Raw genomic sequence first — 23,226 nt, 5'->3', positions numbered from 1 at the left:
CCGGGTCCCGTTCCTCCCGCCGGTCGGTGGCCGCCGACCGCCGGGGAGGAACGGGACCCGGCCTCGTCTGCGGCCACAGTGCGATGCGGCGGCGGAGTGATCACTGTCGGCCACCGCATCACGCACCTGGGCAACCCTTTCCTTGATCCACCTTTAGCTTTTGTCTCTCCGGACAAAAGTTGGTGGAATGTCGGCCGAAGATCTGGACAGGCAGCTCGGAAGGCGCCTACTGTGTCGGACACGACACATCGGCGTTGCGTCGATGTGAACGGCATCGATGAAAGGGGTCCCGATGCGGACCGTCGAACCCCTGCATGTGCGCCTGTTGCGGTTGCTCCGCGACCAGGGGGCCGTCTCCCGGGCGGAGCTGGCGGACCGCCTGGAGATCCCCCGCCCCCGGCTGCTGGCCGAGCTGGAGCGGCTGGTGGGACACGGCTACGTCGCCGAGGCCGGGATGGCCGCCTCGCGGGGCGGCCGGCGCTCCACCCTCGTCGAACTGAGCCCGGACCTGCGGTTCGCGGCCGTCGACCTCGGAGCCAGCTCCATCGACGTCGAAGTGGTCAACGGCCGCCTCGAACCCGTGGCCGCGTACGCGGAGACGGCCGACATCCGCTCCGGCCCCAAGGCGATCCTGCACCGGGTCAACGAACTGCTCGCCAAGGCCCGGGTGGACGGCGTCTACGACCGGCTGAACGCGGTCGGCATCGGGGTGCCGGGTCCGGTCAGTTTCCGTGACGGCGTGCCGGTGTCCCCGCCGATCATGCCGGGCTGGGACCGTTTTCCCGTCCGAGAGCTGCTGACCCGCGAGCACGGCTGCCCGGCGGTGGTGGACAACGACGTGAACATCATGGCGATCGGGGAGCGACACGGCGGCGTGGCGCACTCGGTCGACGACTTCCTCTTCGTCAAGATCGGCACCGGCATCGGGTGCGGGATCTATCTGAGCGGCGAGGTCTACCGGGGCACCGACGGCTGCGCCGGGGACATCGGCCACATCCAGGTGGACGGACACGGGCCGGTCTGCTCGTGCGGCAACGCCGGCTGCCTGGAGGCGCTGTTCAGCGGGGCCGCGCTGGCCAAGGACGCCACCGCCGCAGCGCGCACCGGCGCCTCGCCCGCGCTGGCCGAACGGCTGCGCGTGCAGGGGACGGTCACCGCCCAGGACGTCGCCGCCGGAGCCGTCGAAGGAGACGTGGCCTGCATCCAGCTCATCCGCGAGGGCGGTCGACGCGTCGGCAGCGTCCTCGCCGGACTGGTGAGCTTCACCAACCCGTCGATGATCGTCATCGGCGGTGGACTCGCCCAACTCGGGCACGTACTCCTCGCCGAGATCCGCAGCGTCGTCTACCGGCGCTCCCTGCCGCTGGCCACCGGCAACCTGCCGGTCGTCCTCTCCGAGCTGGGACCGCGTGCCGGTGTGGCCGGAGCCGCGGTGCTCGCCAGCGACCTGGCTTTCCTGGAGGCAGCATGAGCGACGCGCCGCTGGTCGAAGCTCCGGACGACACCGTCGCCGGAGAGGTGGTCCTGCGCCTGTCCGACGTGGTCAAGACCTTCCCGGGCGTACGCGCGCTGGGCGGTGTGCAACTGGAGGTCCGGGCCGGCGAGGTGCACTGCCTGCTCGGGCAGAACGGCGCCGGCAAGTCGACGCTGATCAAGGTGCTCGCCGGAGTGCATCGACCGGACTCGGGGCTGGTCGAATGGCGCGGGGAGCCGGTCAGCTTCGCCAATCCGCAGGCCGCCATGCGGGCCGGGATCGCCACCATCTATCAGGAACTCGACCTGGTCGATGACCTGTCGGTGGCGGAGAACGCCTTCCTCGGGCACGAGCCGCGTCGCCTCGGCTTCGTCCGCCGGGGGCAGATGGCCCGGCGTACCCGACAGATCCTCGGTCGGCTCGGGCACGCGGAGATCCCGCCGGGCCGGATGGTGCGGGCGTTGCCGGCGGCCGGCAAGCAGGTGGTCAGCATGGCCCGCGCGCTCTCCCACGAGGCCCGGCTGATCATCATGGACGAACCGAGCGCGGTGCTGGCCCACGACGAGGTGGAGAACCTCTTCCGGATCATCCGCGAGCTGACCGCGCAGGGGATCGCGGTCATCTACATCTCGCACCGGTTGGAGGAGATCCGCGAGATCGGTGACCGGGTGACGGTGCTCAAGGACGGACGGACCACGGCCGAGAACCTGGCGGCCCGGGACACCCCGACGCGTGACCTGGTCTCCCGGATGACCGGCCGGACCATCGAGTACGTCTTCCCGGATCGCCCCGACAGCACGGGCATCGGCGACGAGCTGCTCCAGGTCGACGGGTTGACCCGGGCCGGGGAGTTCGCCGACGTCTCGCTCTCCGTCCGGGCCGGGGAGATCGTCGGCATCGCCGGGCTGGTCGGGTCCGGCCGGTCCGAGCTGCTGGAGACCATCTTCGGCGCCCGCCGGGCCGAGTCCGGCTCGGTGCGGATGTCCGGCCGGGCGCTGCGGGCGGGCAGCGTCGGCGCGGCGGTCCGGGCCGGCATGGGCATGGCCCCCGAGGAACGCAAGAGCCAGGCCCTGCTGCTCGGCGAGCCGATCTACCGCAACGTCACGCTGGCCACCTTCAGCAGGTACGCCCGACTCGGGTTCACCGACGTCGGGAAGGAACGCGCCGAGGCGGACCGGATCGCGGAGAAGCTGGAGATGCGCCCGCGCGACGTACGCCGGGCGGTGCGCACGCTCTCCGGCGGCAACCAGCAGAAGGTGGTGGTCGGGCGCTGGCTGCTCGGCGAGACCAGACTGCTGCTGCTCGACGAACCGACCCGAGGCGTGGACGTGGGCGCCCGCGCCGAGCTGTACCAGGTGATCCGGCAGCTCGCCGCCGAGGGTGTCGGGGTGCTGCTGGTCTCCAGCGAGGTGCCCGAGGTGCTCGGTCTGGCCGATCGGGTGCTGGTCATGCGGGAGGGTCGGGTCGTGCGTACCGCCCCGGCGGGCGAACTCGACGAGAACACCGTGCTCGACCTCGTGATGGCGGGGTCTCTGATGGAAGGCGCACCGGCATGAGCGAGCGTCAGCGAGCGAATCATCGATACAGCGTGAAGGTGTCCCAGGTCGGCGCGGAGCGAAGCGGAGCGCCGGCATGAGCGAGCGAGCGCCCTCGACGACACAGTTGCCGGCACAGTCGCCGCCGGTGGAGCCGAGCGGGACCGGGGTGACCAAGCACGGGGTGTCCGACGCCCCGACGCGCAGCGGCCGGCTCTCCTTCTGGAGCGGCGAGGGCGGTGAGGGCGCCAAGCGGAACCTGGCTCTGATCGGGGTGCTGCTGGTGCTCTTCGTGATCGGCGCGGCCACCCGCTCCGACCTGTACTCCAACCCCGACTGGGTCTGGGCCAACATGCTCAGCATCCTCAAGCTCGCCTCGGTGGTCGGCGTGGTCACCGTCGGGATGACCTTCGTGATCATCGGAGGCGGCATCGACCTCTCCGTCGGCGCGATCGTCGCGCTGGCCGGGGTCTGGTGCACCACGGTCGCCACCCAGAGCTTCGGTGCCGGCGGCATGATCTTCACCGCGATCGTGGTCGGGACCGCGGTCGGCCTGGTCAACGGGACGCTCATCGCGTACGGGCGGCTGGTGCCGTTCATCGCCACCCTGGCCATGCTGGTGGCCGCCCGGGGACTGGCCGCCGAGATCTCCGACAAGCAGACGCAGATCTCGCAGAACGGCGTGATCAACGGCATCGCCAGCAACGACCTGCTCGGCATCCCGCTGCTGGTCTACATCCTCGCCGCGGTGGTCGCCGCCGGGTGGGTGTTGCTCAACCGCACCACCTTCGGTCGGCGTACGGTCGCCGTCGGCGGCAACCCGGAGGCGGCCCGGCTGGCCGGCATCAACGTCCGGCTGCACACCCTGCTGCTCTATGCGCTCTCCGGCCTCTGCTGCGGCATCGCCGCGATCATGCTCACCGCCCAGGCCACCTCGGCCCAGGCGGCAATGGCCAACCTCTACGAGCTGGACGCGATCGCTGCCGTGATCATCGGTGGCACGCTGCTCAGCGGCGGGCGGGGCACCATCGTCGGCTCCCTGCTCGGTGTGATCATCTTCGCCACCATCACCAACCTGTTCGCGATCAACGGCCTCTCCACCGAGGCGCAGAACATGGTCAAGGGCGGCATCATCGTCGCCGCCGTCCTGATCCAGCAGGTGCAGTTCGGCACCCTCACCCAGTTCTTCCGCCGCAACAACCGGCTCACCACCGGCTGACCTCTCTCGCACCTTCCGCACCACACCGGGCCACCCGAGCGAACGACGGTGGCCGGGTAGCGCACACCCAATTTCCCTCCACCACCTGACATCAGGAGGTCGTCATGACCCAGCACAGTCGCGACATGTCGCGGCGCCGGATGCTCTTCGGCGGGGCGGCCGTCGGTGCCGGCGTCCTGCTCTCCGCCTGCACCAGCAACGAGCAGGGGACGCCCACCGAGGCACAGACCAAGGCGGCCGAGGGCGGCGGTAACGCCGAGCCCGGTGAGCGGGTCACGATCGGTTTCTCCGCGCCGGCCGCCGACCACGGCTGGATCGCCGCGATCACCAACAACGCTAAGGCACAGGCCGGCGCATACTCCGACGTGGAGTTCAACATCGTCGAGGCGGGCGCGGACGCGGCGGCCCAGCGGGCGGCCCTGTCCACCCTGATCTCGCAGAAGCCTGACGTGATCGTGCTGCTGCCGCACGACGGCAAGGAGCTGAACTCGTTCGGCCTGGAGTCGATGGCGGCCGGCATCCCGGTGGTCAACCTGGACCGGGCCTTCCCGGACGCCAAGGCGTACCGGTTGCAGATCAAGGGCGACAACTACGGCATGGGCGTCTCCGCCGCGACCTTCATCTACGAGCAGCTCAAGGCCAAAGGCGTGAGCAACCCGGTGATCGCCGAGATCGCCGGCATCGACTCGCTGGAGCTGACCCAGGAGCGGACGAAGGGCTTCAACGACACCCTGGCCCAGCACGGCCTGCGGGTGGCCAACCGGCGGGCGGCCGAGTTCACCGTGGATACCGGGCAGCGGGAGGCGGCCCAACTGCTCCAGGCGCTGCCGAGGATCGACGCGGTCTGGAACCACGACGACGACCAGGGTATCGGCGTGCTGGCTGCGATCAGCCAGGCCAACCGCAACGAGTTCTTCATGGTCGGCGGTGCCGGCTCGAAGAAGGCGATGGAGGACATCCAGGCCGACAACACGGTGCTCAAGGCCACCGTGACCTACAGCCCGTCGATGGCCTCGTCGGCCATCTCGCTGGCTCGGCTGATCGGCCAGAACCGGGGCATGTCGGATCTGGTCGAGCTCCAGGTGCCCAAGGAGATCGTCCTCGCCTCCGAGACGATCACGAAGGAGAACGCGAGCGACTACCTCAAGCTCGGGTTCTGACACCACGGGGGGAGACCCACCTTGTCCACGACTGACAACCAACTGCGGGTCGGCATGGTCGGCTACGCGTTCATGGGCGCCGCGCACTCGCAGGCCTGGCGGACCGTGAATCGAGTGTTCGACCTGCCGGCGCGGGCCCGGATGGTGGCCGTCTGCGGGCGTGATCCGGGAAAGGTGGCCGACGCCGCCGACCGGCTCGGCTGGGAGGAGCACACCACGGACTGGCGGGAGCTGGTGACCCGCCCGGACATCGACGTGGTCGACATCTGCACACCGGGGGACAGTCACGCCGAGATCGCCCTCGCGGCGTTGGCCGCCGGCAAGCACGTGCTGTGCGAGAAGCCGCTGGCCAACACCGTCGCCGAGGCACGGGAGATGGCCGCTGCGGCGGCCACCGCCCGTGCCGGCGGGACCCGCTCGATGTGCGGGTTCAACTACCGGCGGGTGCCCGCGGTGGCGCTGATGCGTCAACTCGTCGCCGACGGGCGGCTGGGGGAGATCCGGCACGTCCGGGCCAGCTACCTACAGGACTGGATCGTGGACCCGCAGTTCCCGCTGGTCTGGCGGTTGCAGAAGGACCAGGCGGGCTCCGGCGCGCTGGGTGACATCGGTGCGCACATCATCGACCTGACCCAGCACGTCACCGGCCAGCGGATCGCCGGGGTCAGCGCGGTCACCGAGACGTTCGTCAAGGAGCGGCCGTTGCCGAGCGGTTCGAGTGGACTGGCAGCGCAGGCCGACGGTGCCGCCGCCACCGGACCGGTGACCGTCGACGACGCCGCGATCTTCGTGGCCCGACTCGACGGCGGCGCGCTGGCCACGTACGAGGCGACCCGGTTCGCCACCGGTCGCAAGAACGCCCTCCGGGTGGAGATCAACGGGTCGCTCGGCTCGGTGGTCTTCGACCTGGAACGCCTCAACGAGCTGGAGTTCTACGACGCCACGCGGCCCACGGCCGAGCAGGGCTTCAGCCGGATCCTGGTGACCGAGAGCGAACACCCGTACCTGTCGGCCTGGTGGCCGCCGGGCCACCTCATCGGGTACGAGCACTCCTTCACGCACCAGATGCGCGACTTCATCGAGGCGGTGGCGACCGGCGTCGACCCGTCGCCCTCGTTCGTCGAGGCGTTGCAGGTGCAACTGGTGTTGGACGCGGTGGTCCGCTCGGCCGAGCTGGGGTCCGCCTGGACCGAGGTGGAGCCGACGTTGGCGACGGTCGCCGCCTGAACCGCCTCCGGTACCGACCGGCGAGGGCCGGCCGCGGTTGCGCCCCGCGGCCGGAACGGGGTCGGTACCGGAGGTCGTGCCACCGGCCACCCGGCCCGGTGACACGAGCAATGCGGTACCTCCGGTGCGGCCGGACCGGGATTCCCCGGTCGCACCGGAGGACCGCCACCGGCGGCAACGTCGCCGCCGGTGGGCAGAGCACGCCGGGTACGCACCACCCGATCCTCCCCGCCTCTGGGCGGACCTGTTCGCCACGAGTCCTCCGGCCCGGTCACCGACGCCGGTGGCCGACCGGTTGCGGGGGAGGCAGGGGCGCGACGCCGACCGCCCCTGCCTGCTAGCCCCGTCCGTCCGCTCCGCCCGAACACCGGTCGGCGTCGTCGCCGCCGACCTCGACGCCAGCCGGTGAGCTTCATCGGGCGGCGCGGCGGACGGGGCGCATCCGCCCGAAGTGATCCGAAGGAGCGCCATGCGTACGGGTGTCTGGCTGGTGGGGGCGCGCGGCTCGGTCGCGACCACCAGCATCGTCGGGGCGCTCGCCCTGCGGGCCGGTCTGACCGGGCCCACCGGGTGCGTCACCGAGCTGCCCGAGCTGCGCGGCCCGGCCCTGCCGACCTTCGCCGAGCTGGTGTTCGGCGGGCACGACGTGGTCACCACGCCGCTGGCCAAGCGCGCCGAGGCGCTCGCCACCGCCGGGGTGCTACCGGCCCGCCTGGTCGCCGCGTCGACCGAGGAACTGGCCGCCGTGGAACGCGACCTGCGCCCCGCGCCGATCGGTGGCAGTCAGGCCGACCGGGCCGCCGCGACCGTCCGTGACCTCGTCGACTTCCGCGAGTGGCACGGGCTGGACCGGGTGGTGGTGGTCAACGTCGCGGCCACCGAGCCGACGCCCCGACCGCACCCCGGCCACGCCGACCCGGACGCGCTGCGGGCCGCCCTCGCCGGTCCCGACGAGGTACTGCCACCCAGTTCCCTGTACGCGTACGCGGCGGTGACGGCGGGCTGCCCGTACGTGGACTTCACCCCGTCGACCGGGCTCCGGCTGCCGGCGTTGACCACGCTGGCCGACACGCAGCGCGTGCCGTACGCGGGACACGACGGCAAGACCGGGGAGACGCTGCTCAAGTCGGTGCTCGCCCCGATGTTCGCGATGCGCCACCTCACCGTCCGGTCCTGGTCCGGACTCAACCTGCTCGGCGGCGGCGACGGCGCGACCCTCTCCGAACCGGCCGCCAACGCCGCCAAGGTCCGCAGCAAGCAACGGGTGCTGGGCGAGACGCTCGGCTATCTGCCGCAGGGCGACACCCGCATCGAGTACGTCGAGGAACTGGGCGACTTCAAGACCGCCTGGGACCTGATCACCTTCGCCGGCTTCCTGGGTACCGGCATGCGCCTGGAGTTCACCTGGCAGGGCTGCGACTCGGCGCTGGCCGCCCCGCTCGTGCTCGACCTGGCCCGGCTCACCGCCGCCGCGCACGCCGCCGGGATCACCGGGCCCCTGACCGATCTCGCCTTCTTCTTCAAGGACCCGCTCGGCACCGCCACCCATTCCCTCGGCGACCAGTGGGCCCGGCTCGCCGCGTTCACCCGTCGCCTGCACGCCGGAGGTCGCGATGCCACGCGTGGCTGACCTCGCCGAACTGGTCCGGGCCCCGGCCGCGCTCTCGGTGCCCGGGGACGTGGTGGCCGGTGCCGCGGCGGCCGGTGCGCTCGGCCCGGCTACGCCCGTGCTGGCCACCGCGTCGGTGCTGCTCTACTGGGCCGGGATGGCCGCCAACGACTGGGCGGACCGGCGGCTGGACGCGGTCGAGCGCCCCGAGCGGCCGATCCCCAGCGGCCGGGTCCACCCCGGTCTCGCGGTCGGCCTGGCCGCCGGGCTGACCGTGGCCGGGGTGGGGCTCGCCGCGCTGGGCGGCGGCCGTCGCGCCACCGCCGTCGCGGTGCCGCTGGCCGCCGCCGTCTGGGCGTACGACCTGGCCGCGAAGAACACCGCCGCCGGACCGGCGGTGATGGCCACCTGCCGGGGGCTGGACGTCCTGCTCGGTGCCACCGGTGGTCGACCGTCCCGGGCGGTGCCGGCGGCGCTGACCGTCGCCGCGCACACCTGGACCGTCACCGCCCTGTCCCGCCGCGAGGTCACCGGTGCCGACCGGGCGCTGCCGAGACGTACCCTGGCCGGCACCGCGCTGGTCGCGGCGAGCGCCGCGCTGCCGTCCCACCGGAGTGGGCTGACGGCCCCCGGCCGGGTGGCGGCGGCACTGCCCGGAGTCCTCGCCGGTTGGTACGCCGCTCGCTACGGCACCGCCCAGGCCCGGGTGGCCGCCGATCCGAGCGCCGGCCGGGTCCGCGCGGCGGTCGGTGCCGGCATCACCGGGCTGCCCGCGTTGCAGGGCGCGTTGACCGCGCGGGCCGGTGCCGGTCTGCTCGGGCTGGCGGTCGCCGCCGCCGCGCCGTTGGGGCGGCGGCTGGCCCGGCGGGTCTCACCGACATGACCGCCGCCGACTCCGCGAACCCGGGCGGTCTGCGTTTCGGGTACGGCACCAACGGCTTCGCCAACCACCGGCTGAACGACGCGCTGGCGGTCATCGCCGACCTCGGCTACACCGGTGTGGCGCTCACCCTCGACCACGACCACCTCGACCCGTTCGCGCCGGGGCTGGCCCGCCGGGTCGACGCCGTCGGCCGCCGACTGGCCGACCTGGGTCTGGGTCTGGTGATCGAGACCGGGGCGCGGTACCTGCTCGACCCCTGGCACAAGCACGCGCCGACGCTGCTGCACGACGACCCCGCGCTGCGGATCGAGTTCCTGCGTCGCGCGGTGGCGATCGGCGCCGACCTCGACGCCGAGGCGGTCTCGTTCTGGGCCGGTGTCCGACCCGAGTCGGTCCCACCGGCCCTCGCCTGGGACCGCCTGGTCGCCGGCTGCGCGCCGGTGGTCGCGGCGGCCGACGCCGCCGGGGTGACCCTCGGCTTCGAGCCCGAGCCGGGCATGCTGGTCGAGGACATCGCCGACTGGCGTCGCCTGTACGCGGCCCTCGGCGCCCCGCCCCGGCTCGGCATCACCCTCGACATCGGACACTGCCGCTGCCTGGAGCCGATACCGGTGCCCGACTGCGTCCGCGCGGTCGCCACCCACCTGGTCAACGTGCAGATCGACGACATGCGGCGCGGCGTGCACGAGCACCTGGAGTTCGGCACCGGCGAGATCGACTTCCCGCCGGTGCTGGCCGCCCTGCGCGAGGTCGGCTACCGGGGCCTGGTCGCGGTCGAGCTGCCCCGGCACTCGCATGCCGCCCCCGGCGTCGCCGCCCGGTCCCTGGACTTCCTGCACACCGCCGCGTCGACCGCCGGTGCGGGCGAGGCGACAGCGGTCCCGGGGGCCGCGTGACAGTGCGGCGGACGGCGGAGCACGGAGAGCGCTGACTGGCGAAGCGGAGAGAAGGGGTGCGGACGGCGATGACACCGGACGAGCTGCGGGCGGCCCTGCGGGGCGTACCCGACCCGGAATGGCTGGCGACGGCGCTGGACCGCGTCGCGGCCGAGCCGGCCACGATCGCGCGACTGTTCCCCGCCGCCGGACGGCACTGCGGCCGGGCCGACCTGCCCGACCTGCCCGGCTGGACCGCCGACGAGGCGGCGCGGGCCCTGCTGCTGACCGCCCTGCCGGCCGGACACGCCACCCAGGCCGAGACGGTGTACCGGACCGGGGACGCGGCCGAGAAGCGGGCGGTGCTCAAGGCGTTGCCGCTGCTGCCGATCGGCGTGGCCGGGGTGCCGCTGCTGCACGACGCGATCCGCACCAACGACACCCGGCTGGTCGCCGCCGCCCTCGGTCCGTACGCCCGGCACCTCGACCCACCGGCCTGGCGGCAGGCGGTGCTCAAGTGCGTCTTCACCGGCGTGCCGCTGGCCGTGGTGGCCGACCTCGACGACCGCGCCGACGGGGAACTGGCGCAGATGCTCGGCGCGCTGGCCGACGAGCGGCGGGCCGCCGGGCGGGACATGCCCGCCGACGCCGTCGCGCTGCTGGACCGGCTGACCACCCACCACAGGGAGGTGTGATGCGGATCTTCGACCCGCACATCCACATGACGTCCCGGACCACCGACGACTACGAGCGGATGGCCGCCGCGGGGGTCCGGGCGGTGGTCGAGCCGGCGTTCTGGCTCGGCCAGCCACGGACCAGCGTCGGCTCGTTCACCGACTACTTCGACTCGCTGGTCGGCTGGGAGCCGTTCCGGGCCGGGCAGTTCGGTGTACGCCACCACGCCACCATCGCGCTGAACCCGAAGGAGGCCAACGACCCGCGCTGCCGGGCGGTCCTCGACGTGCTGCCCCGCTACCTGGAGAAGGACGGCGTGGTGGCGGTCGGCGAGATCGGGTACGACTCGATGACGCCGGAGGAGGACGAGGTCTTCGCCGCCCAGCTCGCGCTGGCGGTGGAGCACGGGCTGCCGGCGCTGGTGCACACCCCGCACCGCGACAAGGCCCGGGGCGTCGAGCGCACCCTCGCCGTGGTCGCCGAGTCGGGGATCGGGGCCGGGCGGGTGGTGGTCGACCACCTCAACGAGGTGACCGTCCGTGCCGTCCGGGACAGCGACTGCTGGCTCGGGTTCTCCATCTATCCCGACACCAAGATGTCGCCGCCCCGGATGGTCGAGCTGCTCAAGGCGTACGGGACGGAGCGGGTGCTGGTCAACTCGGCCGCCGACTGGGGGCGCTCGGACCCGCTGCTGACCCGGGCCACCGGGGAGGCGATGCGGGCGGCCGGGTTCACCGACGACGACGTGGACCGGGTGTTGTGGCGCAACCCGGTGGAGTTCTACGGCCAGTCCGGACGGCTCGACCTGAGCGACGTCGACGCCGAGCCCACCTTCGCCGGTAACTCGATCCTGCGCGGCGGTGGCTGATGCGACTACGCCATCCCGGCGGGCGCACCGTGCACCTCGGGTACTGCACCAACGTGCACGCCGCCGAGGACCTCGCCGGCATCGTCGCCCAACTCGACCGCTACGCGGTGCCGGTCCGGGAGACGCTCGGCGGTGACCTGCTCGGCCTCGGCCTGTGGCTGGCCGCCCCGGTCGCCGCCGAACTGGCCGCCGACCCGGACGCCCGCCGCCGGTTGCGCACCGAGCTGACCGTACGGGGACTGGAGGTGGTCACCCTCAACGGTTTCCCGTACGCGGCCTTTCAGGCGCCCGTGGTCAAGGGGGCGGTGTACCTGCCGGACTGGACCGACGCGCGGCGGCTCCGGTACACCCTGGACCTGGCCCGGGTGCTGGCCGACCTGCTGCCCGACGACGCCGTACGGGGCTCCGTCTCGACCCTGCCGCTGGCCTGGCGTACCCCCTGGGACGTGGCCCGCGCGGACGCGGCCCGGCAGCGGCTGGACCAGCTCGCCGTCGGGCTCGCCACGGTGCAGCGGGAGACCGGGCGGACGGTGCGGGTCGGCTTCGAGCCGGAGCCGGGCTGTGTCGTGGAGAGCAGCGCCCAGGCGGTCGCCGCGCTGTCCGGGACGGACACCGAGCGGCTCGGCGTCTGCCTGGACCTCGCCCACCTCGCCTGCGCCTGGGAGGACCCGGCCGCCGCCCTCGACCGGCTGGCCGCCGCCGGGTTGCCGGTGGTGAAGGTGCAGGTCTCCGCCGCGCTGGAGGCGGCCGACCCGGTCGGCGACGCCGAGGCGCTGCGCCGCTGGGTCGAACCACGCTTCCTGCACCAGACCCGCGCCGGGAGCTGCGCCACCGCCACCACCGGCCCGGCGGCCTCGTCGGGGGCGGGTGACCCCGCCGACCCGGCGTGGGCGGCCGACGACCTGGACGCGGCGCTCGACGCCGGACTGCCCGGTCCGTGGCGGGTGCACTACCACGTGCCGCTGCACGCCCCGCCCGAGCCGCCGCTGGGCTCGACGCTGCCGGTGCTGCGTGACGCGCTGGCCGTCCTGCTCGGCGGCGACGACGCGGGCTGCGACCACCTGGACGTCGAGACGTACACCTGGGGGGTGCTGCCGGTCCGGCGGCGCCCGCGCACCGACGCGGAGCTGGCCGCCGGGATCGCCGCCGAACTGGCCTTCACCCGCGACGAACTGGTCGCCCTCGGGCTGACCCCGACCGAAGCGGTGGTGACGCCGTGACCGAGGCTGGAGGACCGTCGTGAGCCGACCCCTGGTGGTGCTGGACGTGGTGGGGCTGACCCCCCGACTGCTGGCGCACATGCCCCGGCTGCGGGCCGTCGCCGACGCCGGTTTCCAGGCCGAGCTGGGTACGGTGCTGCCGGCGGTGACCTGCTCGGCGCAGTCGACGTTCCTGACCGGGGCGCTCCCCGCCGAGCACGGGATCGTCGGCAACGGGTGGTACTTCCGGGACCTCGGTGAGGTGCTGCTGTGGCGGCAGCACCACGCGCTGGTCGGTGGGGAGAAGCTGTGGCAGGCGGCCCGGCGGGCCGAGCCCGGCTACACCGTGGCGAACGTCTGCTGGTGGTACGCGATGGGCGCGGACGTGAACTGGACGGTCACGCCCCGGCCGGTCTACCACGCCGACGGCCGCAAGGAACCGGACTGCTACACCGACCCGCCCGAGCTGCACGACACGCTCACCGACCGGCTGGGCACGTTCCCGCTGTTCACCTACTGGGGGCCGGGCGCCGGGCTGCCCTCGTCGCGGTGGATCTGCCGCGCCGCCCAGCAGATCATCGAGGAAGAGGCACCGGACCTGACCCTGGTCTACGTTCCGCACCTCGACTACGACCTGCAACGCTTCGGCCCCTCATCGCCCCGGGCCGCCGCGGCGGCGGCCGAGCTGGACGGCGTACTCGGGCCCCTGCTGGACGCCGCACGGGACCGGGAGGCGACCGTGGTGGTGCTCTCGGAGTACGGCATCACCGACGTCTCCCGCCCGGTCGACGTCAACCGGCTGCTGCGGGCCGAGGGGCTGTTGCGGGTCTACACGCAGGCCGGGATGGAATACCTGGACCCGTGGACGTCGCGCGCCTTCGCGGTCGCCGACCACCAGGTGGCCCATGTGTACGTGCGGGACCCGGCGGACGTACCGGCGGTGGCGAGGCTCTGCGCCGCGCTGCCGGGGGTGGCCGAGGTGCTCGACGCCGACGGCAAGGCGGCGTACGGGCTGGACCATCCGCGCGCCGGTGAACTGGTGCTGGTCGCCGAGCCGGACGCCTGGTTCACCTACTACTACTGGCACGACGACGCCCGCGCGCCGGACTTCGCCCGACTGGTCGAGATCCACCGCAAACCCGGGTACGACCCGGCGGAGCTGTTCTTCGACCCGGCCGCCCCCGGTGCGGCGAAGCGACGGGCCGGGGTGGCGCTGGCCCGCAAGAAGCTCGGCATGCGGTACCTGATGAGCGTGGTCGGTCTGGACGCCGGGGCCGCCGCGGTGCGTGGCTCGCACGGCCGGCTGCCCGCCGACCCCGCCGACGGGCCGGTGCTGCTCTGCTCGGACGGGTCGGCGGCGCGGGACCGGATCGCGGCCACGGAGGTGAAGGGGCTGCTGCTGCACCTGGCCGGGCTCCCGGTGCGGTGACCGTCACGGTGCCGTCCGCCGACGCGGGCGCGTTACGGGCCCGGTTCGACGCCGAGCTGACCGCGTTCCTCGACCGGCAGGACCCGGACTGGCCGGACGGCGCGCCCCGGGGCGTCTTCACCACGCTGCACCGGTTCGTGCTGGCCGGTGGCAAACGGCTGCGTCCGCTGTTCTGCTACTGGGGCTGGCGGGGTGCCGGAGGTCCGGACGGCACCCCGATCGTGACCGCCGCCGCGGCGCTGGAGCTGTTCCACGCGTTCGCGCTGATCCACGACGACATCCTGGACGGCAGCGACCGTCGCCGGGGCGAGCCCTCGGTGCACCGGATCTTCGCCGACCTGCACGCCCGCTCGTCGTGGCGGGGCGACCCCGAGGCGTACGGGCGCAACACCGCCCTGCTCTGCGGCGATCTCTGCGCGGCCTGGTCGGACCAGATGTTCCACGAGTGCGGGCTGGCCGCCGACGCGGTGCACCGGGGGTACGGCGTCTTCGCGTTGATGCGGACCGAGGTGATCGCGGGGGAGTACCTCGACCTGGTGTCCGGGGTCGGCGACGGATCGGTGGCCAGCGCGCTCACGGTGATCCGGATGAAGGCGGCCCGCTACACGGTCACCCGGCCGTTGCAGATCGGTGCCACCCTGGCCGGCGCACCGTCCGAGCTGGTCAGCGCGTTGGCTGAGTTCGGTGACCCGCTGGGCGACGCCTTTCAGCTCCGCGACGACGTGCTCGGGGTGTTCGGCGATCCGGCGGTCACCGGCAAGTCCGTGTTGGACGACCTGCGCGAGGGCAAGCCGACGGTGATGATGGCGCTCGCCCGCGCCGCCGCCGACCGGTCGCAGAGCGCCCGGTTGCGCGAGCTGTTCGGCAACCCGGACCTGGACGCGGACGGCGCCGCCGAGCTGCGCGAGATCATCGAGAGCACCGGTGCCCGGGACGAGATCGAGCGGATGATCCGGCGCTGTGCCGGGGCCGCGCTGACCGCGCTGGCGGACGTGCCGGTGACCCCGGAGAGCCGTGCGGCGCTGACCATGCTGGCCACCCAGGCGATCGACCGTCGGCGCTGACCCTGCCGCACCGGTGCGACTTTTGATCGAACTGACGAAAGTCGGTGCCGAGCGGGCGGAAGATATAGACACATTGACTAATGTCGTTTAGTGTCATCGCCAGCACCGGATTGTTTCGTCGAGGTGAACCGGCGGCGCGGGAACCCACGACAGCACCACCGCACCCCTCCCGCTACGGCATCCGGCGCGACGGCGCGCGCCCCGCCCTGGCAGTCACTCGTCAGGAAGGGACAGGACACGCATGTCCACCCACCACCACCGCCACCCCGCACGGTGGCTCACCGGCGCCTCGGCGCTGCTGCTGGCCGTCACCGCCGGCACAGTGGCCCTCGGTGCCGGACCGGCCGCCCTCGGCGGCCCCACCCCGGCCCAGGCCCACCCCATCGTCGCCACCGACTTCCAGCAGGTCACCCTCGCCAAGGGCGTGGCCGAGGTCGGCGAGCCGATGACCCTCGCGGTGCTGCCCGACCGCTCGGTCCTGCACACCGCCCGCAACGGCACGCTGCGCCGCACCGACGCGGCCGGCACCACCACCGTGATCGGCACCATCCCCGTCTACACCCACGACGAGGAAGGCTTGCAGGGCGTCGGCGTCGACCCCAACTTCGCCACCAACCGGCACGTCTTCCTCTACTACGCCCCGCCGCTGTCCACCCCGTCCGGTGACGCGCCGGCGACCGCCACCGACTTCTCCGCCTGGCGCGGCGTCAACCGGCTCTCCCGGTTCACCCTCAACGCCGACTTCACGCTCAACCAGTCCAGCAAGGTCGACGTGCTGGACGTCCCCGCCGACCGGGGCATCTGCTGCCACGTCGGCGGTGACATCGACTTCGACGCCGCCGGCAACCTGTACCTCTCCACCGGCGACGACACCAACCCGTTCGACTCCGCCGGATACTCCCCGATCGACGAACGGACCAACCGCAACCCGGCCTACGACGCGCAGCGCAGCGCCGCCAACACCAACGACCTGCGCGGCAAGATCCTGCGCATCAAGGTCAACGCCGACGGGACGTACGCCATCCCGGCCGGCAACATGTTCGCACCCGGCACGGCCCGCACCCGCCCCGAGATCTACGCGATGGGCCTGCGCAACCCGTTCCGGATGAGCGTCGACAAGGCCACCGGCATCGTCTACGTCGGCGACTACGGGCCGGACTCCGGCTCCACCACCGCCCGGGGCCCCAGCGGGCAGGTCGAGTTCAACCGGATCACCGCGCCCGGCTTCTACGGCTGGCCGTACTGCACCGGCACGAACACCACGAACGAGACGTACGCCGAATGGGACTTCGCCACCGGCACCGCCGGCCCGAAGTACAACTGCACCGGCGGGGCGACCAACAACTCGTTCCGCAACACCGGCCTGACCACCCTGCCGGCCGCCAAACCCGCCTGGATCCGGTACGCCGGAGACGCCGGCAGCCCGCCGGAGTTCGGCGGCGGCTCGGAATCTCCGATGGGCGGCCCGGTCTACCGCTACAACGCCGCGTCCACGTCGACCACCAAGTGGCCGCAGAGCTTCGACGGCCAGTTCTTCGCCGGCGAGTTCGGGCGTGGCTGGATCAAGCCGATCCACGTCAACAGCGACGGCTCGGTGGGCGCCATCGACGCCTCCTTCCCGTGGAACGGCAAGCAGGTCATGGACATGGCCTTCGGGCCGGACGGCGCGCTCTACGTGCTGGACTACGGCACCGGGTACTTCAACGGAGACGCCAACTCGGCGCTCTACCGCTACGACTACGTCGGCGGTGGCAACCGGGCCCCGACGGCGGTGGCGTCGGCGAACCGGACCTCCGGGGTCGCCCCGTTGACTGTGAGCTTCTCCTCGGCCGGGTCGTCGGACCCGGAGGGCGGGGCGTTGACCTACTCGTGGGCGTTCGGCGACGGCACCACCTCGACGGCCGCCAACCCGAGCAAGACGTACACCGCCAACGGCACGTACAACGCCACGCTGACCGTACGCGACCCGCAGGGCGCCACCGGCAACGCCAGCGTGCAGATCCGGGTCGGCAACACCGCGCCCACCGTCACCATCAACGGCCCGGTCAACGGCTCACTCTTCTCCTTCGGCGACACCGTGCCGTTCAGCATCACCGTCACCGACCCGGAGGACGGCACGATCGACTGCACAAAGGTCCGGATGACCTACGTGCTGGGCCACGACAGCCACGGCCACCAGATCACCTCGCAGACCGGCTGCTCCGGCTCCATCACCATCCCGGTCGACGGTGAACACGACTACGCGGCGAACATCTTCGCGATCTTCGATGCCGAGTACACCGACACCGGCGGGCTCACCACCCACACCCAGCACACCCTCCAGCCGCGCAGCCGGCAGGCCGAGCACTACAAGACCTCCTCCGGCATCGCGGTCTTCGACAAGACCCCCGCCGAGGGCGGCAAGACGGTCGGCAACATCAACAACGGCGACTGGATCGCGTTCGAGCCGTACCGGATCAACAACGTGACGTCGTTCAGCGCCCGGGTCTCCTCGGCCGGCTCCGGCGGCACCCTCCAGGTCCGCGCCGGCTCGGCCACCGGCACCGTGCTCGGCTCGGCCACCGTCCCGGTGACCGGCGGTTGGGAGACGTTCACGACGGTGAGCGGCGCGATCACCAACCCGCCGAGCGGCACCACCACGCTCTATCTCACGTTCGCCGGCACCGGCACCGGATCGCTGTACGACCTGGACTCGTTCACCTTCACCACCGGCAGCGGGAACACCAGCGGCACCGGCCCGATCACCGGTCTGGCGGGCAAGTGCCTGGACGTGCGGAACGCGGCCACCGCCGACGGTACGCAGATCCAGATCTACACCTGCAACGGCAGTGCGGCGCAGACCTGGACGGTGACGCCGAACTCGACGATCCGGGCGTTGGGCAAGTGCCTGGACGTCGACGGTGGTGGATCGGCGGACGGCACGAAGATCCAGCTCTGGACGTGCAACGGCTCCGGTGCCCAGAACTGGTCCGCGCAGTCGAACGGGACGCTGCGGAACCCGCAGTCCGGTAAGTGCCTGGACGTGTCGAGCAACAGCTCGGCCGACGGTCAGGTGGTCCACCTCTGGACCTGTCACACCAACGCCAACCAGCGCTGGGTCCTGCCCTGACGCAAGGAGGGGTCCCCGGCTAACGCCTCGTGTATAGCAGGGGACCCCTCCTCACACCACGAACCGTAGGGAGAGCGACATGCGCCGACTCCTCAGAAGACCCGCCGCCGGCCTGGCCACCGCCGTCCTCGCCGTCCTCGCCTGCACCGCACCCGCCACCCCGGCCAGCGCCGCCGACACCCCGTACGACGTGCTGGTCTTCTCCAAGACCGCCGGCTTCCGGCACGACTCCATCGCGGTCGGCACCCAGGCCATCCGCGACCTGGGCGCGGCGAACAGCTTCACCGTCACCGCCACCGAGGACGCCGCGGCGTTCACCACCGGCAACCTCGCCCAGTACGAGGCGGTCGTCTTCCTCAACACCACCGGTGACGTGCTCAACGCCACCCAGCAGACCGCCTTCGAGTCGTACATCAACGCCGGCGGCGGATTCGTCGGCGTGCACGCCGCCGCCGACACCGAGTACGGCTGGTCCTACTACGGCAACCTGGTCGGCGCGTACTTCCGCTCGCACCCGGCGATCCAGCAGGCCACGGTACGCGTCGAGAACCGCGGCCACGCCGCCACCGCCCACCTGCCACAGAACTGGGTACGCACCGACGAGTGGTACGACTTCCAGACCAACGCCCGCTCCGGCGCACGCGTGCTGGCCACCCTGGACGAGTCGACGTACTCGGGTGGCGTGATGGGTGCCGACCACCCGATCGCCTGGTGCAAGACGGTCAACTCCGGGCGGTCCTTCTACACCGGCGGCGGCCACACCCAGGCCACGTACGCCGAGCCGGCGTTCCGGGCGCACCTGCTCGGCGGCATCCGGTACGCGGCCGGCCGCACCAAGGCCGACTGCCGTGCGGAGACCGGCTACACCACCCTCTACAACGGCTCGACCACCGGCTGGTCCCAGGCCGGGCCGGGCAGCTTCACCAACTCGGACGCCACGCTGACCTCGGTCGGCGGGATGGGCCTGTACTGGTACAGCGCGAAACAGTTCACGAACTACTCGCTCAAGCTGGACTGGCGGCTCGCCGGGGACGACAACTCGGGTGTCTTCATCGGCTTCCCACCGTCGAGCGACCCGAACTCGGCCATCAACAACGGCTACGAGGTGCAGATCGACCCCACCGACGCCGCCGACCGGACCACCGGCGCGGTCTACGGCTTCAAGTCCGCCGACCTCGCCGCCCGCGACGCCGCGCTGAACCCGGCGGGGGAGTGGAACACCTACGAACTGCTGGTGGAGGGGGAGCGCCTCCAGGTCTTCCTGAACGGGTCGAAGATCAACGACTTCACCAACACCGACCCGGTACGGTCGCTCGCCGGCCACATCGGCATCCAGAACCACGGTACGGGTGACGACGTGTCCTTCCGCAACATCCGGATCAAGGAACTGGGCGGGACGAACCCGCCGCCCACCGGCACCGGCCGGATCACCGGTCTGGCGGGCAAGTGCCTGGACGTGCGGAACGCGGCCACCGCCGACGGTACGCAGATCCAGATCTACACCTGCAACGGCAGTGCGGCGCAGACCTGGACGGTGACGCCGAACTCGACGATCCGGGCGCTGGGCAAGTGCCTGGACGTCAACGGCGGCGCCTCCGCCGACGGCACGAAGATCCAGCTCTGGACGTGCAACGGCTCCGGTGCTCAGAACTGGTCCGCGCAGTCGAACGGCACGTTGCGGAACCCGCAGTCCGGTAAGTGCCTGGACGTGTCGAGCAACAGCTCGGCCGACGGTCAGGCGGTCCACCTCTGGACCTGTCACACCAACGCCAACCAGCGCTGGGTCCTGCCCTGACGCAAGGAGGGGTCCCCGGCTAACGCCTGGTGCATAGCAGGGGACCCCTCCTTGCACCCTGCGCCGTCGCGCACCACCTTGCGCCGTCGCGCACCACCTTGCGCCGTCGCGCACCACCTTGCGCCGTCGCGCACCACCCTTGCGCCGTCGCGCACCACCCTTGCGCCGTCGCGCACCACCCTTGCGCCGCCGCGCACCACCCTTGCGCCGCCGCGCACCACCCTTGCGCCGCCGCGCACCACCCTTGCGCCGTCGCGCACCACCCTTGCGCCGTCGCGCACCACGCTTGCGCGGACGCGCGACACCTTTCGCAACCGCGCGCCGCGCGCCTAGAGTGAAGGCGGCGACCGCGAGGTGGCCGGTGCACCGACGGGAGGCGCAACCCGTCGGTCCCAGGTGCCACCGCGCCCACCGGTCCACACCCTCAAGGCCGCCGCATCCGGCCGCCCTCGCCCCGGTCACGCAGGTACGGAATCCCCACCACACGTACAGGGGAGAAGAACGATGGCGCGACCGATCACGCTGTTCACCGGCCAGTGGGCCGACCTTCCGTTCGACGAGGTGTGCCGGCTCGCCGCCGAATGGGGCTACGACGGGCTGGAGATCGCCTGTTGGGGCGACCACTTCGAGGTCGACAAGGCCCTGGCCGACGACTCGTACGTCGACCGCAAACGGGAGACGCTCGCCAAGCACAACCTCCAGGTCTTCACGATCTCCAACCACCTGGTCGGCCAGGCGGTCTGCGACCACCCGATCGACGAGCGGCACCAGGGCATCCTGCCGGCCAGGATCTGGGGCGACGGCGAACCCGAAGGCGTACGCCAGCGGGCCGCCGAGGAGATCAAGGACACCGCCCGCGCGGCGGCGAAGCTCGGCGTGAACACCGTCGTCGGCTTCACCGGCTCGTCGATCTGGCACACCCTGGCGATGTTCCCACCCGTGCCGCCGTCGATGATCGAGCGCGGTTACCAGGACTTCGCCGACCGGTGGAACCCGATCCTGGACGTCTTCGACTCCGTCGGGGTCCGGTTCGCCCACGAGGTGCACCCGAGCGAGATCGCGTACGACTACTACACCACCAAGCGCACCCTGGAGGCGATCGGGCACCGGGAGGCGTTCGGGCTGAACTGGGACCCGTCGCACTTCGTCTGGCAGGAGCTCGACCCGGTCAACTTCATCTTCGACTTCGCCGACCGGATCTACCACGTCGACTGCAAGGACGCCAAGGTACGCACCGGCGACGGTCGCCGGGGTCGCCTGGCCTCGCACCTGCCCTGGGCCGACCTGCGGCGCGGCTGGGACTTCGTCTCCACCGGTCACGGCGACGTGCCGTGGGAGGACTGCTTCCGCGCCCTCAACGCGATCGGCTACGACGGGCCGATCTCGATCGAGTGGGAGGACGCCGGCATGGACCGACTGGTCGGAGCCCCCGAGGCGCTCCAGTTCGTCCGACGCCTCGCCTTCGACGCCCCGTCCGCCGCCTTCGACGCCGCGTTCAGCAGCAAGGACTGACCCTCGCCGACCGGGGGCCGGACAGCCCGGCTCCCGGTCCGCGTGCCCGGCTCCCGGTCCGCGCAGGTGCGGTCAGCCGACGGTGAAGACGTGTTCGCTGGCCAGTCGGGCTGCGCCCACCAGGCCGGCCCGATCGGCCAGGTCGGACAGGACGACCGGCATCGTGCCGGTGGCCGTCGGCGCCGACCGGCGGTAGACCACGCCCCGTACCTCGGCGAGCAGGATGTGTCCGAGCCCGGCCGGCGCGCCGCCGATCACCACGATGCCCGGGTTGAAGAAGCTGACCAGACCGACGAGCACCTGGCCGAGGCGGCGCGCGGCGTCGCGTACCAGTGACTGGGCCGTCGGGTCCCCGGCGAGCGCGGCGGCGGCGACGTCCGACACGGTCAGCGTGCCGGCCTCGGCCAGCCGCGTGGCCAGCGGCGCGCAGCGGCCCGTCCGCGCCGCGGCGGTCGCGGCCCGGGTCAGTCCGGCGTCGCCGCAGTACGCCTCCAGACAGCCCACCTCCCCACACGCGCAGGTCGGCCCGTCCTCGGACAGCGGTAGGTGCGCGATGTCGCCGGCGCTGCTGGTCGACCCGCGGTACAGGGTGCCGCCGAGCACCAGCCCGCAGCCGATCGCCGTGCCCAGCTTGAGGTAGAGAAAATCGTCGAAGGTACGGCCGATGCCGGCGTGCTGCTCGCCCAACGCCAGCACGTTCGCGTCGTTGTCGACCAGCGCCGGGCAGCCCAGCTCGGCGGCGAAGGCGTCCCGGACCGGGAACCGTTGCCAGCCGGGCAGCGCCGTCGGCGCGATGGAGGCGCCGTCGTCGACCGGCCCGGGCAGCGCGACTCCGACGCCGGTGGGTTCGGCGCCCCCCGACTCGGCGCGGAGCTTGCCGACGAGTTCGACACACCGCCCGATCACCGGCTCCGGCCCGCGACGGAGGTCAGCCGGCTCGCTGGACTCGGCCAGCACGTTCAACTCGCCGTCGGTGACCGCCACACTGATCCGGTCGGCTCCGACCAGGACGCCGACGAACCGAACCCCGGCGGCGAGTCGCAGCAGGGACGAACGCCGCCCACCCCGGGAGGCCGCCGGACCGGCGGTCTCCACCAGGCCGCGGGCGACGAGACGATCCAGTTCGGTGGTGAGACTGGTACGCGACATGCCGAGCAGATCACCCAGCTCGACCCGGGAACGCGGCCCCTCGTCGCGCAGCAGCCGGACCAGTCGCGCCTGCTGCGGGTTCTCCGGCCGGAGAAGGGCCATCCCCACCACCTCCGGTGCGGAGTCTTCCACGACGGTGTTTCGGCACTGTGGCCGGAACCGTCCCCGACCCGCCTGCGCCGCCCGGTCCCGCTGCGCCGACCGGTCCCGCTGCGCCGACCGGTCCCGCCCTGCCCCGGTTCTCGCCCTTGGCCGCCACTTCCTGCCCTGGCTCGGGTGCCCCGATCCTGCGCGACCGGGGCGTGGTGAGGGTGCGTGGCGAGGGGCGGATCGTGTGGTGGGGTGTTTTTTTTTGGGGGCCCCCCCAAAAAAAAAAAACACCCCCCCCCCCGGGGCCCCCCCGGGGGGGGGGGGGGTGGGGCCGCCGCCACCCGCGGCCCCCCC

The 23,226-nt window shown here is 72.3% G+C and carries 17 protein-coding genes; 16 read left to right on the top strand and 1 reads right to left on the bottom strand.

Annotation, left to right across the window (positions count from 1 at the left end):
- Positions 1-292 precede the first annotated feature (292 nt).
- The 16 genes from ACIBMZ_RS13835 (at position 293) to ACIBMZ_RS13760 (ending at position 21,633) form a co-directional block, all read left to right on the top strand.
- Positions 293-1,471, top strand: coding sequence for an ROK family protein (locus tag ACIBMZ_RS13835; protein ID WP_396693456.1), 1,179 nt, complete (start codon positions 293-295; stop codon positions 1,469-1,471).
- Positions 1,468-3,030: a sugar ABC transporter ATP-binding protein gene (locus ACIBMZ_RS13830; RefSeq protein ID WP_396693454.1), complete on the top strand. Its 1,563-nt coding sequence runs from the start codon at positions 1,468-1,470 to the stop codon at positions 3,028-3,030. Before ACIBMZ_RS13835 ends, ACIBMZ_RS13830 begins: the two co-directional genes overlap by 4 nt.
- 76 nt (positions 3,031-3,106) lie before the next feature.
- The gene (locus ACIBMZ_RS13825) at positions 3,107-4,228 is read left to right on the top strand and encodes an ABC transporter permease (RefSeq protein WP_396693452.1); all 1,122 of its coding nucleotides are present in this window, start codon (positions 3,107-3,109) and stop codon (positions 4,226-4,228) included.
- Positions 4,229-4,332: 104 nt separating this feature from the next.
- Positions 4,333-5,388, top strand: a complete 1,056-nt coding sequence (locus ACIBMZ_RS13820) for a substrate-binding domain-containing protein (RefSeq protein ID WP_396693450.1) — start codon at positions 4,333-4,335, stop codon at positions 5,386-5,388.
- A 54-nt stretch (positions 5,389-5,442) separates the two neighbouring features.
- Complete coding sequence (locus ACIBMZ_RS13815; RefSeq protein WP_396693547.1) at positions 5,443-6,615, top strand: Gfo/Idh/MocA family protein; 1,173 nt, start codon at positions 5,443-5,445, stop codon at positions 6,613-6,615.
- A 469-nt stretch (positions 6,616-7,084) separates the two neighbouring features.
- Entirely contained in the window at positions 7,085-8,245 is a 1,161-nt protein-coding gene (locus ACIBMZ_RS13810; protein ID WP_396693449.1) for an inositol-3-phosphate synthase, read from the top strand.
- Positions 8,229-9,107 (top strand): SCO3242 family prenyltransferase, encoded by an 879-nt coding sequence (locus tag ACIBMZ_RS13805; RefSeq protein ID WP_396693448.1) that lies wholly within the window; start codon positions 8,229-8,231, stop codon positions 9,105-9,107. Before ACIBMZ_RS13810 ends, ACIBMZ_RS13805 begins: the two co-directional genes overlap by 17 nt.
- Positions 9,104-10,003 carry a sugar phosphate isomerase/epimerase family protein gene (locus ACIBMZ_RS13800; protein ID WP_396693447.1) on the top strand — a complete coding sequence of 300 codons (900 nt, stop codon included), beginning with the start codon at positions 9,104-9,106 and terminating at the stop codon, positions 10,001-10,003. Before ACIBMZ_RS13805 ends, ACIBMZ_RS13800 begins: the two co-directional genes overlap by 4 nt.
- Before the next feature lie 68 nt (positions 10,004-10,071).
- A complete protein-coding gene (locus tag ACIBMZ_RS13795) occupies positions 10,072-10,677 on the top strand; it encodes an EboA domain-containing protein (RefSeq protein WP_396693445.1) in 606 nt (201 codons plus the stop codon).
- A complete protein-coding gene (locus ACIBMZ_RS13790) occupies positions 10,677-11,525 on the top strand; it encodes a TatD family hydrolase (protein WP_396693443.1) in 849 nt (282 codons plus the stop codon). Before ACIBMZ_RS13795 ends, ACIBMZ_RS13790 begins: the two co-directional genes overlap by 1 nt.
- Positions 11,525-12,745 (top strand): metabolite traffic protein EboE, encoded by a 1,221-nt coding sequence (eboE, locus tag ACIBMZ_RS13785; RefSeq protein ID WP_396693441.1) that lies wholly within the window; start codon positions 11,525-11,527, stop codon positions 12,743-12,745. Before ACIBMZ_RS13790 ends, eboE begins: the two co-directional genes overlap by 1 nt.
- Before the next feature lie 19 nt (positions 12,746-12,764).
- The gene (locus ACIBMZ_RS13780) at positions 12,765-14,153 is read left to right on the top strand and encodes an alkaline phosphatase family protein (RefSeq protein WP_396693439.1); all 1,389 of its coding nucleotides are present in this window, start codon (positions 12,765-12,767) and stop codon (positions 14,151-14,153) included.
- Positions 14,150-15,217, top strand: a complete 1,068-nt coding sequence (locus ACIBMZ_RS13775) for a polyprenyl synthetase family protein (protein WP_396693437.1) — start codon at positions 14,150-14,152, stop codon at positions 15,215-15,217. The genes ACIBMZ_RS13780 and ACIBMZ_RS13775 overlap by 4 nt, the downstream gene beginning before the upstream one ends.
- A 241-nt stretch (positions 15,218-15,458) precedes the next feature.
- Positions 15,459-18,326: a PQQ-dependent sugar dehydrogenase gene (locus tag ACIBMZ_RS13770; protein WP_396693435.1), complete on the top strand. Its 2,868-nt coding sequence runs from the start codon at positions 15,459-15,461 to the stop codon at positions 18,324-18,326.
- Between the two features lie 79 nt (positions 18,327-18,405).
- Positions 18,406-20,121 carry a lectin gene (locus tag ACIBMZ_RS13765; RefSeq protein ID WP_396693433.1) on the top strand — a complete coding sequence of 572 codons (1,716 nt, stop codon included), beginning with the start codon at positions 18,406-18,408 and terminating at the stop codon, positions 20,119-20,121.
- Positions 20,122-20,625: 504 nt separating this feature from the next.
- Positions 20,626-21,633 carry a sugar phosphate isomerase/epimerase family protein gene (locus ACIBMZ_RS13760; protein WP_396693431.1) on the top strand — a complete coding sequence of 336 codons (1,008 nt, stop codon included), beginning with the start codon at positions 20,626-20,628 and terminating at the stop codon, positions 21,631-21,633.
- Between the two features lie 72 nt (positions 21,634-21,705).
- Here the strand turns inward: ACIBMZ_RS13760 and ACIBMZ_RS13755 are convergent, their stop codons facing one another.
- Positions 21,706-22,884 carry an ROK family transcriptional regulator gene (locus ACIBMZ_RS13755; protein ID WP_396693429.1) on the bottom strand — a complete coding sequence of 393 codons (1,179 nt, stop codon included), beginning with the start codon at positions 22,882-22,884 and terminating at the stop codon, positions 21,706-21,708.
- Between the last annotated feature and the right edge of the window lie 342 nt (positions 22,885-23,226).

It is taken from the genome of Micromonospora sp. NPDC049900, assembly GCF_044461025.1.
In the GTDB taxonomy this organism is placed as follows: domain Bacteria; phylum Actinomycetota; class Actinomycetes; order Mycobacteriales; family Micromonosporaceae; genus Micromonospora.
Note: the sequence above shows the minus strand (reverse complement) of the source record. Positions and strands in the feature narration are given on the sequence as shown.

Coding starts and splice junctions, on each gene's coding strand:
- ACIBMZ_RS13835 (WP_396693456.1), top strand. CDS start 293: ATGCGGACCGTCGAACCCCTGCATGTGCGCCTGTTGCGGTTGCTCCGC.
- ACIBMZ_RS13830 (WP_396693454.1), top strand. CDS start 1,468: ATGAGCGACGCGCCGCTGGTCGAAGCTCCGGACGACACCGTCGCCGGA.
- ACIBMZ_RS13825 (WP_396693452.1), top strand. CDS start 3,107: ATGAGCGAGCGAGCGCCCTCGACGACACAGTTGCCGGCACAGTCGCCG.
- ACIBMZ_RS13820 (WP_396693450.1), top strand. CDS start 4,333: ATGACCCAGCACAGTCGCGACATGTCGCGGCGCCGGATGCTCTTCGGC.
- ACIBMZ_RS13815 (WP_396693547.1), top strand. CDS start 5,443: ATGGTCGGCTACGCGTTCATGGGCGCCGCGCACTCGCAGGCCTGGCGG.
- ACIBMZ_RS13810 (WP_396693449.1), top strand. CDS start 7,085: ATGCGTACGGGTGTCTGGCTGGTGGGGGCGCGCGGCTCGGTCGCGACC.
- ACIBMZ_RS13805 (WP_396693448.1), top strand. CDS start 8,229: ATGCCACGCGTGGCTGACCTCGCCGAACTGGTCCGGGCCCCGGCCGCG.
- ACIBMZ_RS13800 (WP_396693447.1), top strand. CDS start 9,104: ATGACCGCCGCCGACTCCGCGAACCCGGGCGGTCTGCGTTTCGGGTAC.
- ACIBMZ_RS13795 (WP_396693445.1), top strand. CDS start 10,072: ATGACACCGGACGAGCTGCGGGCGGCCCTGCGGGGCGTACCCGACCCG.
- ACIBMZ_RS13790 (WP_396693443.1), top strand. CDS start 10,677: ATGCGGATCTTCGACCCGCACATCCACATGACGTCCCGGACCACCGAC.
- eboE (WP_396693441.1), top strand. CDS start 11,525: ATGCGACTACGCCATCCCGGCGGGCGCACCGTGCACCTCGGGTACTGC.
- ACIBMZ_RS13770 (WP_396693435.1), top strand. CDS start 15,459: ATGTCCACCCACCACCACCGCCACCCCGCACGGTGGCTCACCGGCGCC.
- ACIBMZ_RS13765 (WP_396693433.1), top strand. CDS start 18,406: ATGCGCCGACTCCTCAGAAGACCCGCCGCCGGCCTGGCCACCGCCGTC.
- ACIBMZ_RS13760 (WP_396693431.1), top strand. CDS start 20,626: ATGGCGCGACCGATCACGCTGTTCACCGGCCAGTGGGCCGACCTTCCG.
- ACIBMZ_RS13755 (WP_396693429.1), bottom strand. CDS start 22,884: ATGGCCCTTCTCCGGCCGGAGAACCCGCAGCAGGCGCGACTGGTCCGG.